Origin of the sequence: Fodinibius salsisoli (genome assembly GCF_026229185.1) — a bacterium.
In the GTDB taxonomy this organism is placed as follows: domain Bacteria; phylum Bacteroidota; class Rhodothermia; order Balneolales; family Balneolaceae; genus Fodinibius; species Fodinibius salsisoli.
Window position 1 is genome coordinate 1 of sequence record NZ_JAGGJA010000011.1, and the last position, 14,431, is coordinate 14,431.

General features: G+C 41.4%; 14 protein-coding genes. All 14 read right to left on the reverse strand.

All coding sequences use genetic code 11. The features are described from left to right. Positions 1–234: hypothetical protein (locus tag J6I44_RS15045; RefSeq protein WP_265766977.1), on the reverse strand; the 234-nt coding region annotated here is incomplete at its 3' end. 125 nt (positions 235–359) lie between these two features. Then, entirely contained in the window at positions 360–758 is a 399-nt protein-coding gene (locus J6I44_RS15050; protein WP_265766978.1) for a helix-turn-helix domain-containing protein, read from the reverse strand. Between the two features lie 322 nt (positions 759–1,080). Beyond that, positions 1,081–2,220 (reverse strand): 6-bladed beta-propeller, encoded by a 1,140-nt coding sequence (locus J6I44_RS15055; RefSeq protein WP_265766979.1) that lies wholly within the window; start codon positions 2,218–2,220, stop codon positions 1,081–1,083. A gap of 348 nt (positions 2,221–2,568) precedes the next feature. Continuing rightward, entirely contained in the window at positions 2,569–3,699 is a 1,131-nt protein-coding gene (locus J6I44_RS15060) for a 6-bladed beta-propeller (protein ID WP_265766980.1), read from the reverse strand. A 48-nt stretch (positions 3,700–3,747) separates the two neighbouring features. Beyond that, entirely contained in the window at positions 3,748–4,881 is a 1,134-nt protein-coding gene (locus tag J6I44_RS15065; RefSeq protein WP_265766981.1) for an NHL repeat-containing protein, read from the reverse strand. 364 nt (positions 4,882–5,245) lie between these two features. Continuing rightward, positions 5,246–5,650 carry a hypothetical protein gene (locus J6I44_RS15070; protein WP_265766982.1) on the reverse strand — a complete coding sequence of 135 codons (405 nt, stop codon included), beginning with the start codon at positions 5,648–5,650 and terminating at the stop codon, positions 5,246–5,248. 100 nt (positions 5,651–5,750) lie between these two features. Then, entirely contained in the window at positions 5,751–6,833 is a 1,083-nt protein-coding gene (locus J6I44_RS15075) for a 6-bladed beta-propeller (RefSeq protein WP_265766983.1), read from the reverse strand. Positions 6,834–6,880: 47 nt separating this feature from the next. Next, positions 6,881–8,020 carry a 6-bladed beta-propeller gene (locus tag J6I44_RS15080; protein ID WP_265766984.1) on the reverse strand — a complete coding sequence of 380 codons (1,140 nt, stop codon included), beginning with the start codon at positions 8,018–8,020 and terminating at the stop codon, positions 6,881–6,883. Between the two features lie 240 nt (positions 8,021–8,260). Then, complete coding sequence (locus J6I44_RS15085) at positions 8,261–9,466, reverse strand: 6-bladed beta-propeller (protein ID WP_265766985.1); 1,206 nt, start codon at positions 9,464–9,466, stop codon at positions 8,261–8,263. An 84-nt stretch (positions 9,467–9,550) separates the two neighbouring features. Continuing rightward, on the reverse strand, positions 9,551–10,690 hold the full coding sequence (locus J6I44_RS15090; protein ID WP_265766986.1) for an efflux RND transporter periplasmic adaptor subunit: 1,140 nt from the start codon (positions 10,688–10,690) through the stop codon (positions 9,551–9,553). Between the two features lie 264 nt (positions 10,691–10,954). Then, positions 10,955–12,040, reverse strand: a complete 1,086-nt coding sequence (locus J6I44_RS15095; protein WP_265766987.1) for a 6-bladed beta-propeller — start codon at positions 12,038–12,040, stop codon at positions 10,955–10,957. Positions 12,041–12,328: 288 nt separating this feature from the next. Continuing rightward, a complete protein-coding gene (locus tag J6I44_RS15100; RefSeq protein ID WP_265766988.1) occupies positions 12,329–13,333 on the reverse strand; it encodes a 6-bladed beta-propeller in 1,005 nt (334 codons plus the stop codon). Positions 13,334–13,684: 351 nt separating this feature from the next. Beyond that, positions 13,685–14,104, reverse strand: coding sequence for a PIN domain-containing protein (locus J6I44_RS15105; RefSeq protein WP_265766989.1), 420 nt, complete (start codon positions 14,102–14,104; stop codon positions 13,685–13,687). Next, entirely contained in the window at positions 14,101–14,346 is a 246-nt protein-coding gene (locus tag J6I44_RS15110) for a DUF6364 family protein (RefSeq protein WP_265766990.1), read from the reverse strand. The genes J6I44_RS15105 and J6I44_RS15110 overlap by 4 nt, the downstream gene beginning before the upstream one ends. Positions 14,347–14,431 lie beyond the last annotated feature (85 nt).

Sequence of the window (14,431 nt, forward strand, 5' to 3'; positions counted from 1 at the left end):
GCAAGCGCCTGCATTCAAGCCTGGATTACCGCAGCCCTGCACAAACCGAAGAATTATTAATAACCCAACAGCAACAGGCCGCATGATCACCCTTAACTCACTGTCTACTTTTTTGTTGCAATTCCAACTCAGCATTGAGGGGTAGTCAGGGTGGGAGGCAATGAGTTTTTTACAGTATTTTTTTGCAATGGGGATATCAAGATCCGCCAGATATTTAACTACAATATTCTCCATAGCTCATTTGATGATTATGACAGCAATTACTTAGCTTCTGCTGTAAAATGGGGTTCATATTGAATCAACTGTTTGTACTATAAAAAATTCCCCCTTCCCTCGCTTAACAAATCACCTTAACATTTTCAGGACTGGCGGCGAAATTCCGACGGCGTGACTCCTTTCCGGCGTTTAAACGTCCGGCTGAAAGCGGAATGGCTGCTAAAACCGACGGCAAGAGCCACATGGAGTATGGGGTATTCTGTCGGTACTCTCTTTAACAGCCTGCATGCAGCGGCTATACGATGTTTTATTATATACTGCTTAGGTGAAAGGCCAACATAATATTTAAAGATTGCAGAAAAATTACCCTCATTAATAATGCACTTTTGTTTCAGCTTTCGAACCGTCATCCCTGCATCAAACTGATGGCTATGAATACAGTTTACCACTCGCTGTACTTTTTGAGGCCAATTAGAATTTGGCTCAGGTAGCTTATCAAAATAGATTGCCAGTATCTTTTCAACGTTATTAAACTCACTCATTATTTCCCTCAGATCATTTCTCTAATGATTTCAAAGATATTGATTACGTAGTTTTGTGTAATGGTCTCTCAATAAATACACTAAATGGCATATAGTATATTAAATATCACTCAAAACAATTTTTATAAAAAATAAAATATATAAAAATTATTTTTTAATACTATATATTTTCATGTAAGGGTATATAATATTTATCTCTTACTAAGAATATCATGCATTAAACCCAAGAACTAATTATTAAATATGTAAAAATTTAATACCATAAGGCAGTACAGAGAGATTACTCTCTCCTCCATTGTTCATAAAAATTTATCCCCACAACTTAAAATTCATACGCTCTTATCTCCGCCTCTTCCGTTACTACAAAAATCCGCTGGCTGTTGAAATCAATATCGAAAATAGGCACCAGATTTACCTCCTCTGATACTAACCGGATCCTTTGGTTAAGTTCTCCTTCATTTGTAAACTCATGGATCCACAGATCGTTGGATGAATCCATCATTCCATTCTTCCCTACCACCAAATATAGATCCCCATCCTCATTGGTTACTCCAGATAGGTAAGTATCAAGTCCTATTCTATTTTTACCACTCATATCAGCTGACACTTCATAAAAATGAGTGAATATAGAATCCATCTCCGCCGTATTGGGAACATCCTGCTCCCAAGTTTTTTCTCCGGATGTATGATATTTCACAATTTTCGGAAAGGCGGTGTAGATAAAATAAAACTCATTATGGTTGCTCCTATCATTGACCGGAAATACGTTGGGTCTGTAATAAGCCGGAACCTCGCCCTCGTCCACAGTCGCTTGGTATTGCTCGTAATCTAACACAAACGTACTTCCGTCTGGGATATCGCCTATCTCAGCCTTCTGATTTCCTTGCCAGTCCACTAAGGTATACAATTTATTGAAATCTTCTCCCGGAGCGATAGCCGACACCATTACCTGTCCGCTGGATGTTACAAAAGGTTGGTTAGCAATATCTTTTGGTCGCGGAATTAATGACTGCGGAGCCGGGGGCGGCATGGATTGGGAACCTTTCTGTCCATAATCCAGGGTAGCATCCAGCTCCCCGTCAAGTGTAAAGCTGGCAATACGAAATTGTAATTGATCAACTATATAAAGATAGTCATTATTAAGATAGAAGTTATTCACCAAGAGAAATTCTCCCGGTCCGCGACCCTGGCCACCAAATTCGCGTATAAACTGCCCGTTTTGATCCAATGCCAGCACCTGTTTCTTCTTTACATCATATACATAAAGAAGTGAATCGCCGTCATATCTTAGAATAGCCGGATTGATTAACGTACCCTCTTCATACGAAGCTATGGTATCATAGTCTTTAAGCTCAACTATTTCTATATCCGATGATGAATCCGGCATCCCCTGACAACCGAATATACCTATTAACATACATGCCACAGCGAAAATCATCTCCAGACGAATATTACTATACATACATCCCTATTTAGATTAAAATCTTAATGTTGGCCATTTTTTAGCATATAATCAAAAAGTTCTTGCTTATATCACTCACCTAATTTAACGTGATGAGTGGTTAAGATTGGAGTTTACAGGGTGGTGAATACCCGATATCTAAGTTCTAAAGCGGATTGCAATACGATGTCATCCCCCTACTCACGGCAAAAGAACCGTGAGTTTTCTCCCTTCGAAGGGGGACAGGGGGATGTGCCACTCCTAAATACAGCCTAAACCTGCACAATCGATCTTCTCGTTGTTTTTCTAACTGCTTTACACGTTTTACTTAATAAATACGAATTAATACTGCTTCTTTCTTCATATTATCTACCAGTCAAACTTTAACAACCAAATATTATTATTCCCGATGTTGCGTTCCCGTATATAAATATTCCCGTTGCTATCCATGGCTTCAGCATGCCAGCCAATAGTATTACCCCGTTTATGGGCTATCGGAATTCTTTTTATTGGCACGTAGCCTAATGGCTGCATTTGTGTATTAAATAATCCTACCCCAAACACCCGCTCCTCACGGTTATTATCAAACTCACACTGCGTAAAATGATAGATCTTATCTTGATGCATAAGTAGTCCGCGTGACTGATTATGTACCACGAACTCAAGCGGTTTATTGAGCCTGATAGAGCTTAATGTCAGATCAGGATAACGTCCCGAACTATTTTCTAACAGCGTATATGGATAGCGGTCCACATTCCCTTTGTAAGTATTTGTATTCTTCCATCGCCCATTTTCCTTTTCAAACTGATAGAGTTTTCCATTATAAAAATAGGGCGCATAAATAAATGTATAGTCATCCGTCATTAAAAAATGTCCGGGATAGAATTTTAGAACACCTTCCACATCCTCAAGTCCGGGAATAAGTTGAGTAAGCTTTAGAAATGGCTTTCCTCCCGTTGAAAAATCCCTGTCATGCTCTCGAGCATAGGTGGTATTTGAAGGTGATTCAGGTCCTGTATAACTGCTATAAATGCCCAGATGATGGTCTTTCCCCAACGGTTTTAAAATAACAGGTGCGGCTACATTCAAAGAATGCGTTGTTACGGCCTTGCCCGTGGTCGAAAATACGTTCAGTCGCTGCAATTTTTGATCAAAAGCATAAATAGAATCACGATAGACAAAAAAGCCGCTGTTGCTGATGAACTCGCCCGGTCCGCGACCACGGTTCCCCACTATTCGCAGTGGACGTCCCTCTTCAGAAAAAACTTTAATATCCATTTGGGCTTCATCAAATACGTAGACATTACCCGCCGAGTCGGTTTGGAGTTTATCAGGCTCGTAGATTATCATGCTATCTGCGAGGTTGTTATCCAAAAACTGCTCTTTCGTGATTTCCAGTCCATCAGGTGGCCCGGGGAATGACTGTTTTTCTACTTGAGAATGGCATCCCCAGCAGAGCATAACGACTCCTAAAAAAGTTAAAAAACGGATATTTTTCATACCCCCCCTGTTTATCTAATCTATATTCATAGAAAATTTACCACCCATTTATTGCAACCCAAACCGGTAAATATGCTCTTCAAAGATGGATCCGTAATAGACCCTGTTTTCATCCTGATCGATAATAAAATTTGAAATAGTAATGCCATAAGGCCGCTCTTCCCGAGTTTCGGGGTCACTATAGGTGAAAAACTTTGCCCACTCTGCCCGATATTTATCTTCTTCACTATCATAACTCAAATGATAAAGCCTGCTGCCGTGGGAAAAATATAACGAGCCGTCCTCCGTTAGAGAAGGTCTCCCAATCAAGCCCTTCACTCCAATAGCCTCTGATGCCGTTCGTGCCGGCTTATCAACAGGCGTCACCGGCGGATTATCGGGCAAATCCTCTTCAGGGAATTTTACATAGATCACATGCTGTAGTTGATGATTCTTATCATATAGGAAGATATACGGCAGACCCAAATAAGAGACAGCTATATCCCCCATCCTGTTTGAATCTATACTGTAATTATTATAAGGGCCCGGTTGCATGCCCGGGGGAATCAGACGCGGGTGAAAGGTTGCCAAAGAGTCAAAAGGCGGCGTTGCCCTGTAAACCGAAATTAAATTATTCTTTGCACCGGTTGAAAGATACAGCAGGGAATCGGTCACGCTCATCGATTTATTGCCTGATAAGCCAGAGCCATGAATAACATGTTTAAAGGTGGTTTCCAGGTTAAAACGTTGGTCAAACATTTGTAGACGAGCATTTGTTATATCGCCGGCAAAAATAAAGTCTTTATTTTCCATTAGGCCACTTAAATCGCCAAACTCTCTTGGTCCCCGGCCTTCCCGCCCTATTTTACGGCTTATGACTCCCTCTTGGTCGATGGCCCAGATACAGCCTTGCTGCCCGTCGGCTACATATAAACTGTCGCCCACTTTGACCAGCCCCGCTACTCGTCCCAGCCGTCCTGATGGAGACAATAAATCTACGCTACTGTCGGCCATCACATGATCTGGTTCGGCATAAAAAGTATCGACCGGGAGGTCTGCGAGGGGGACAATAGAGGCCGGAGCTGATCCCAACAGCGTATTTAAAGTTTCACTTTCTGTTTTCGGAATTTGCGGTCTCTCTGTTGAACAATTTGATAACAGCAACATACAAACGGATAGAAAACATAGAATGCGGTAATCCATAATCATATATTTAGCTTTATAGGTATCTTAATATGTTCAGCGGTTAGATTTAAATAGTTCTGTGCATGGTTTTTGATTTTAACCCCTATTTCCTGGTGGAATCTGGATGGAGTTGTTACATTTTGATTCTAAGTAATGAAATGGTGACATAGATATAATGACATCTCCCACTCACGGAAAAAGCACCGTGAAGTTGCCCGCTACGTCGCTAAAGCTATGAAGCGTCGGCGACCTTCGAAGGGGGACAGGGGGATGTGCCCATTCCTAAATATAGCCACAACCTCTGAAATCAAACTCCTTACTTGTTTACCCGTCTGACCGCAAGACCAGCGGTCGGACGGGGCAGTTTTGCCAAAGCTTAAAACTACTGTTCAACACATTGCAATTCTTCTTTAAATAAAGATAGCGGAGCTGGCAAAGGATAAACCTCACTCGTTTTATCCCTTGACCTTATCCTTGCTGAAACCGGAGCATTAAAACATCCATCACATCCTTTTCGATAGCTGAGTGCTCCCCACAAATCCCATTCCTTAATATTACTAAGGGTTTGAGGTTCAATCTCTTTTTCCCCAAGCCAGGAATCATCTTCCAAGACTAATTGTATCGGGATATTATTTTCCCGCGCATAATCGTACCATTTCATCAACGATTCTTGGCACTGTGTGCATTTCTCATCAAAAACGCCCTCGGTAAAATAAAAGGTTACCTCCTCATCTTTACATGAACCAATATCTGATAATGCATTTCTTATGATGTCTGCCCCATCCATCGTATAAACAGTATCTCCATCCACGGCCAGAAGCTCACCATTAGCTACTCGCAACTATCAGCTCTCACGATAACGCATGGGCCATGCCAAGATCTCAACATCACTCCATACGCAGAACCCTGAGTAATGGCGTCTCCTCCCTGTCAAATAGATATACGGAATTCCCATTGACCTCATGGATTATCTTATTAGGTGGCTGTATAGAATCAAGAACGGAATAATAGAGCGGCTCACCTTCTCGGCTGAATTTCTTAGCGATAAAGTCTAACCCGTCATCAGAGCTTCTTTCCTGAATTGTAAAGTGCATAAAGGTATCCTGACCGTTCCAAAATAGACCACTCGAGCGAGCATGAAATTGTGCGGCGAAGCGTCCCTCCGGTAACCTAAAAGGAGCATCCACTCGTTCTGCCTGGCTATACGAACTGAAGGTAACTGGATTATCATGCCGACTATACCCCTTGATTGTATCAGCTACTTGCCACTGCTGATTATTTTTTAACACATACTTGTATAAACTGCCTGTATAAATACTGGGCGAAAAAAGTATCACATCTTGTGCGAGAACAAGTATGCTTCCCGGCTGGTATCGGACCCACATCTCTTCTAACCTGTTTCCGGTACTGAGAATGCTCGAAACAGGACCCAGGCTTGTTTCAATACTGCTAAAGCTTGAATCAACAATGTGTATCAGCTTCTTTTCGTGATATCCCAAAAGAATATATCGTCCATCAGGCATTTGTTTTATTTTTCTAACACCTGTCAAAGGTAAATTATGCATAGAAAGAAATTTTCCCTCCAGAGAAAACACACCCACCCTATTCTGCTCTGGATCTAAAACAACCAACTGCTTCCGTTGATTGATAAAAAGTGTGCTAATGTCTTGAAATTCTCCCGGGCCTGATCCCTCTTTTCCAATATATCGCTCAAAAGAGCCCTCTTCGTCATAAACTCGAACCCGGAATTCTCTGGCATCCGCTACATACATCCTGTTCTTTTGATCCGTAACGATATCCACGATGAAGCTAAAAATCTCGTGGTCCTTTACATCCAGGCTATCCGTGCCAATACTCAGCTCCTGCGTTACCGTAATATCTTCCTCAGAAACCGAATGGTCTTCAGTACATTGGATAGTCATGAACGTGATAATGAAAATGATAAATGTCCTGGTAGTTGTCTGCATCATATCCTTTTTTTAAAATCACCTTATATTGTACATAGCCAGGCTCATCTCTAATCCATTGCAATATTATACCGTATAATTGTCGGGAGTTCTTCCGGGATTTGTGATATCCCATAGGCTTTGCCCTTTTGTACGGCATATAATTTGACATGGGTGGGCAGCGCAAACTCCCATCCCGGTTTTCCATCTTCGCTAAAGACAATCCATCTTTGTTGCTGTTTGCCCGGATCCACCAATTGTATCCAAGCCCGGTTGGCACCATCAAGCAAAATATGCTGAAAAGCCGGCCAATGAGTGGGACTTCCAACTTTCTGGACTACTTTACTGAATAGCTCTCCCTTTTCATCTGATATACTATCGATATCCGCTTGGTCAAGGAATGGTCCCTGAAAGGATCCTGTTAAGGTATCAGTAAGTCTTCCAGCATGATCATATCCACGCAACAGTAAGCTATCGCTGGTACCGATATAAAGGTGCCCTTGTCTATCGATCGCTGTCTCATAATCCGGATAAAATGGAGCTGTAAAAACGGACATGCTTGCTCCATCCATATGAATGAGCTTCTGATCCGTCGGGAATAAGGTATCGAATTGCAGGAAATCCTTTTCTACGAACTTCCCGGATTTGTCGATCACTGAAACCGTCGTCTTACGGGTAGCTCCGGTCTCTTTCGGGTCTTTAAGATGAGGCTTCACATATAAAACCATAATATCACCATTCGGCCGGGGCAGTATCTCTTTGGGGGATCCAAGGTCAGCACCATTAACTTTACTTTTGGGAACATCGATAGTGCCAGCCAGCACTTGGTCTGCCAGGCTAAACATCGTAATTCGCCAGTTTCTTCTATCCAGGGCAAATAGCGTATCCGACTGAATTTTTATTTGAGAATCCAGCCAGTTAAACTCTCCCGGCCCCTCTCCCTCCCGTCCAAGAGAATCTATATATTCACCTTCAGGTGAAAACAGATGGATTTTCATCAGTCGACTGTCGGCAGCATAAATATCACCTCTTGCATCAACGGCGAGACCGGAAAAATCACCGGCCAACGCTTCTGCAGAGTTTGCCGAGATCTGGAGCTCTTCTGTTAATTTTATCTGTTCAAGACTATTATTGGGCGACTGACTTTTGGAAGCACATCCTACAGCCAACATTAAGACAAGAACCAAGGTAACTAATGAATTATAACTCACTTTCCGAAAATTTATATTATAAAGAATACTGATGAATAGCTCTTAACTTGCATTATAAAAATGAAGTACCAGACTATATGTCGGTGATAGCAGCTCTATTATAGATCCGAAGAAAGTCATAGCAAGTAAGCCTATTCATTATGGGAATAACCTCAGACAGTATACTAATAATAAAGTATTACTACAATAGTATTTAAGAGCGCCTCATGGATCAATTGCTCTATTAGTCCTTGAATGGTATCACATTTTAATATCATAGCGAACAATCTCTTCCAGTCCGGTCTCTTTATCCCTCTCGCGGGTATAGAGCTTCCCACTTTTTATCACTTCGATCCGTTTTTCCCGCGGCCATTCGAACCGGGTCAGCAACTCTCCATTTTCAGCATCCAGCATCCACCACTTATATATCTTCGGGTCATCGGTAAAGACAGAAACCCATAGACGATGCTCATCATCCGCTTTTATGGTGTTGAAGGCCGGCCAGGTTTCGGGGAGGGTATCATTTCGTATGGCTCGGATGATGTTTTTGCCGGGATCTTGATACTGGGCAAGTGCATCTTCCACATTCAGTGGAATTTCAGGATTTGGATGATAAAATGCTCGCTGATACTCTCCTTCTTCATTACAAGTCTTGAACAGCAGATCTTCTGTCCACCCGTGTATCAGCTCTTGCCTCGAATAGGCGAATCGAGAACTCCGTTTATAGGGTACCCTAAACATTACAGTCATTTCCTCTTGATCTGTAAGTGTTTGTCCTGTCCACACAAAAGAGAGGAGATCATGCTTCAGATATTTTTTCTTTGTTGGATCATAAAGAGATACTTCATAAGTACGTCCTTCCACATTATTCATCGGGCCAACTCCTTCATCACCAAAAAATACCAAATAATTGCCGTCTGAACGGACATAGAAATCAATCGGTTTGTAAGACAGCTTTTTTTTACGGGTCCAATCTAACCAAGGCGGGGATTGATGCATCTCTTCGCTAATGGAAAGTTTCATATCATGGATATGCTTCATTGTTTGGAGATCAAATACCGATATCTTTTGAGAGGCATAGCCCAATACATGCAGAGTGTCGTCAGCAACTCTGATCCTCCAAATCATCTGGAACTCTCCCGGCCCTTTGCCTTCCCGACCGATACTATCAAGGTAGGAACCATCGGCATTATATACATAGATGGTTTTCGCCTGAAAATCGGGTATGTATACCCGTCCCCGGCTATCTACCACAACATTTCCCGAAATTATTCCGCGTGTTACTTCCTCTGTGTCCTCATAAGTAACCTCCTCGTCAAGTACGATCTGCCGGCTTGGTTCTGCATTCGGAGTATGAATGGTGACGTTTTCCAACGATTTGACAGTCTCAGGAACCTCAACCCCCGGTTTGGAGGCACAGCCCAATATTAGTAAAAGCACAACATATTCAATCCATTTTTTTGCCATTCTATTTTTCCTGACCCAAAGTATCTGTTCCTTTTGATTATGATTAAAACCGGCTGACCCGATAACTCACTACTCAAAACTCATTCAATTTGAGGCAGATACTTCTTCCTGCAATTCGAAAACAGGCTCCACCACCTGCAGGTGACTGAGGGCAAAATGGCGATCGGTGGCAATGGTATCGCCGGGAGCAATATTCTCGTGATTAATAATTGCCCACTCACCGTTTTGGGCTTCGGGCTCCACATAGACCCATTCGACCTCGTCATTCTCGGGATTCAATTTAAAAAGCAAGGTACGTCCGCCATCACGGGATAATATAGCTGAACGTGGCACCCGAGCCTTGCCACCCTCTTGCAACGTTTGGATACGCCCCTCTACCGTCATCCCCGGATACAGTAGCTGCTTGCTGTTATCAGCACTCACAATGACCGTACCCGTCTTGGTATCAGCATTAACTACCGGCTGGATCGCCTCCACCTGCCCCTGCAGCTGTTGTCCACCCGGAGCGGTGAGCTGCACGCTCATACCACTGTTTATATTACCCAACTCTGATTCCAGCACATCAAAACGAAGACGCACCGTGCGGTCATCGACCAGTTCTCCCACCGTTGTTCCAGCAGCGACATAAGTCCCCGATGCTAATCGTTTTTGGGTGGAAAGTACCCCTGAAAAAGGAGCGGTCATCACCGTATAGGATAGATCCAACCGGGCGCGTTCCAGCTTTAATTTAGCATTGGCCAGTCCGGAATAAATGCGTACCAAGCTATCATCTCTTGCAATAGCCTGCTCGCCACTGCTCAAACTTTCCATTACACCCTGCGATCGATTCTCGATCTTGTACTCGCTGAGGGCTTGCTTGTAATTATTCTGCGCTTCATCAACGGCCATGGCATATTCCCGCTGATCAAAAGTTAGCAGCTCCTGCCCTTTCTGTACCCGCTTTCCTTCGGTAATATACGACTGCCCCACGTATCCGCTGATCTTCGGCTTCAGCTCTACGGACTGGTTGGCTTCTACTACGCCTTGACTTTCGATATACTGGTAGATAGGCTCATCATCGGCCACGGCAAAAATCACTTCAGGACGTACTTCCGCCGATTCTTGCTCTTCTTCGGAAAGGGGGTTACCATCTTCTGGTTCGCTGCTCTGGCAGGCGCTTAAAAATAATCCCACACAGCATAAAAGAACGGCTACTTGATGAGATAGCGACAAATATTTAGTCATGAAAAATACATTAGGTTTTACCTCAATAGTATTTGTAATGTATTGAGAAGGATCGGATTAGGCAAATGTGAAGCATACCTAGATTACAATCCTGTTCCCCCTGCAACTCCAACTGCTGCCAGTTTTCTACCTGTTGGACTCGCGTCTGTGGCTCAGCGGGAAAAACTATCGGCGGACCACCAGCCCGATAATCACAAGGGCGCAAAGTACCAGTACTCCAGTAAAAGAAAGCGACAGAAGATCTTTAGTTTACATCACTGTTTATTAACTGTTGGAATTAACCTTATAACGCACTACTGACTGAACTCCCTCCTCATCCTCTCGGATGCCATAAGTGTAACCGTCGCTCACTTCTTTGAGCTCCACGGACTTCGGAAGCGTTGTTTGATCTACCAGATCGCCTTCTTGATCATAAATACGCAATGAATAATGTTGCCGGTCTTTCGTATTGACGGCGACCCAGATTCTACTCTTGTCATCAATAACAAACCAGTCGTACACTGGAAAGTTACTCCCATCCAATTTGTTTATAATAGAATCTATCTCCCTCGAGTTATACCCCAATTTTTTTGATTCCACTATCAAATCATTCTTATTTACGGCCTCCCTTTTCACATTTTTATGCACAATCTTTTTTATAGAATCCTTATCCAGCGAATATTTGAATATCTCCAATTTGTTAGTATCCCCATAATAAAACGATTGACGTGAATCATCAATTTGGAAGATTGGCTGCTTTCCAAAAGGTTTGGGACCTACGCCAAAACTTTGCCCCCTCGAAGACACCAAATATTCTTTAGCTGGTTTAACCATTATAAAATCCTGAATAATATTCCCCTCACCGTTTAGCAAAGCCACAACAACTTCCTTTTTTTCGTTCAAGTTCCTGTTTGAATAGGCGGTAGAATATACTCCCAAAAACCGTGTGGAATCAAGAGCAATAAGTTGGTCGGGAGTACCGTGATGTGTTTTTTTAAGAGTGATAGTATCCAGGATTTCTGTTTCATTTCTAACATCAAAAACAGAAATTCTAAGTAACTGATTATCAAAGATATAAAGGGTATTTCCAATAATAGAGAAACTCCTGGGTATTTGAAGCTCTCCGGGTCCCCTTCCTTTTTTTCCTATCTTTTTTTCCAGCGTTCCTGTAGGCAAAAATTGTTTTATATCTCCACCTATAATATCAGACACAAATATATTCCCGTATTGATCTATACCAAGGTCATGAATGTATCCCACTTCCTGAGACTCTATTTGCAGGTCTTTTTCCAGACTTATTTTCTGAGATAAACCAATATTGGTAATCAACAATAACTGAATGGATATTATAAATAAAATCTTATTGCGCATTGCGATGAAGGTTTATTTATGGTTTTTATATAATTGATAGATAGGTCCATCAACAGCCATGGCGAAATAATAACTTCGGAACATATTAGAACATGCCCTCTAGTCTCTGTGAGGGGTATTAAAATTCAACTCCTGCCAACCTGATCTTCTCTATAAATTTAGATTTTATAATTTCTGTTAATTAAGATTATATCTGAAGTACACTGTTCCTGTCATGACTTAGAATTGATTTCCATATCTATTTTGTTAAATCTGCCAAATTTATCCACCTCCCACCTCTTTTAGAGTTTATTCTGCTGCTACAAATTTATATTTAAAAATGGCATTTTCTTCTTCGGAGTAGACAAACAGGTATTCATCATTGGCCGTTATATCTTCGGCTTTAACACCCAAATCATGGGTAGCAACAAATTGCTCCTCTTTGAAATCATATTCGAGCAACTGATCTAATTCATAATCCCGATTCTCACTTTTACCTTTGGCAAGTAATAATATTCGGTTTGGCGAACCGGGAATATAGGCTACATCTTCATTAAGGATATCCACCTTTTCGGGAGGATACATGATTCTGGCCCCTTCCTCATTCGTCATTGCTTCCCTCTCTTTTATTTCCGATTCATCAAAAGTTATTTTTTTCACCATCTTCTTTGATGATAAATTATATACGTAAATCCGGGGATAGTACTTTATAAAGTGTATTAAATTAATTCCCTGGATAGTCATCCAGCCCTCTTTATGAAACGGACCCGGAAATTCCTCTGTAACCTTTGTGGTCCCCATTGTAAGAGGAGTATATGTCTCCTCATCATCCTGAAGATAGAAAACAGCCTTCTTGTTTAATCCATTCATTAAGATTCGATATTTCTCATTACTGACAATTCTTAAGGGTAGTAACGAAGATGGGGTGCGTAGATCCTCTAAAAAATTCCCTGATGCTGTAAGACGGATCAGTTTAACATTTATATTATCCACGAGATGGATAAATTTGCCGGAAATAGACAGCCCCGATATCTGTTGGTACTCATTGGGCCCCCTCCCTTCCTTCAAGTGAACCTCTTTCATATCCTTGTTGGCTATATCATAAATAAACACGGTCCCTGTATACCCTTCATACCAAACCAAAAAATCTTGGGATGTATCGAAAAAATAATAAGCATAATCTTGTTCTAAGGCCACATTAGGGACCTTATGGACAAGGTCCAAGGTTACACTTGCATTTGGCTGAGCGTGTAAATAGCCGTTAATGGATGCCCAAAGAGCAATAATAAACCAGAACTGATAAAGTAAACGCATATCATAAAAGTTAATATGGTAAAGAGCACTATTCCTAATGCTCTTTTACCATAAGTTTTCTTGTTGAACTATAATCATTAAGCCTACCTATTAGGGAGTAACCACAATTGGTTCACGTCCTCTCATTAGAACCTCCTGCACCTATATCCTTTTATCAAAGCTATAATTAGGAATACAGGGGGGGATATATCTATAATCATCTTCTCTTTTGATTGAATGAATTTTTGGTAACCTTTCATTACACATGAGTAAAAAGCGAGCTAATTGTTACAAAATAGTTTTAAAAAACTATTTTTTTCGGCGCGGATGTAGGCGAATTATCGTAAATAATAGCTGTTTTTATGAAAACCTTTACTCTACAATACTTATACCACTCAAAAATTCACCGGGACTATAAACGGGAAGATCACTGCTTTTAAAATCTCGTTGATTCCTGGTAAGAATAGCATCTAAGTTGGCATGGATAGCTGACTGATAAAGTACCGCATCTTGATAATCCTTAAAACCGCTTGTTAAGGCGTCTTCCAACACAACACGATTAATATTTGAAACATAGAAAATTTTAAGCACACTCTTGATATGCTTTTCTGCTTTCTCACGAGAAAGGGCTTTATTCAACAAATAATAAATCGTTGTGACGGTAGTACCACCAATCCATCCTTCTATTTTACCTTTTTCTGTTAGTCCCAAGACTTGGGATGATGACTCAAAGAAAGGGCGCCGTTCCAAGAAAACATCTAATAATACATTGGTATCAAAAAGAACTTTCATTTGAGGTGCTTGTCTTCCAGGTACGATTTGTAATCTTGCTCTTGGATATCTGTGTTCTTTAAAATACCCGTTAAAGAAGAGGTAATAGGAGGTAATTTTTTAGAGGGAGAGGTATCTTCTATTTCGATCAGGGCAAAATAATCGGCAACCATTTGCGATACAGACGTACCTTTTTGCTTGGCGTGCTTTTTAGCCCGTTTAATCAATGAGTCGTCTAAACGGAGCGTTAATTTATTTTTCATAACAGAGACGTATTAATTTATTTTAAATATACGTCATCCAAACGAGCAAATGCAACAAATATTTTGTCCCCCTCATTACCGTTAA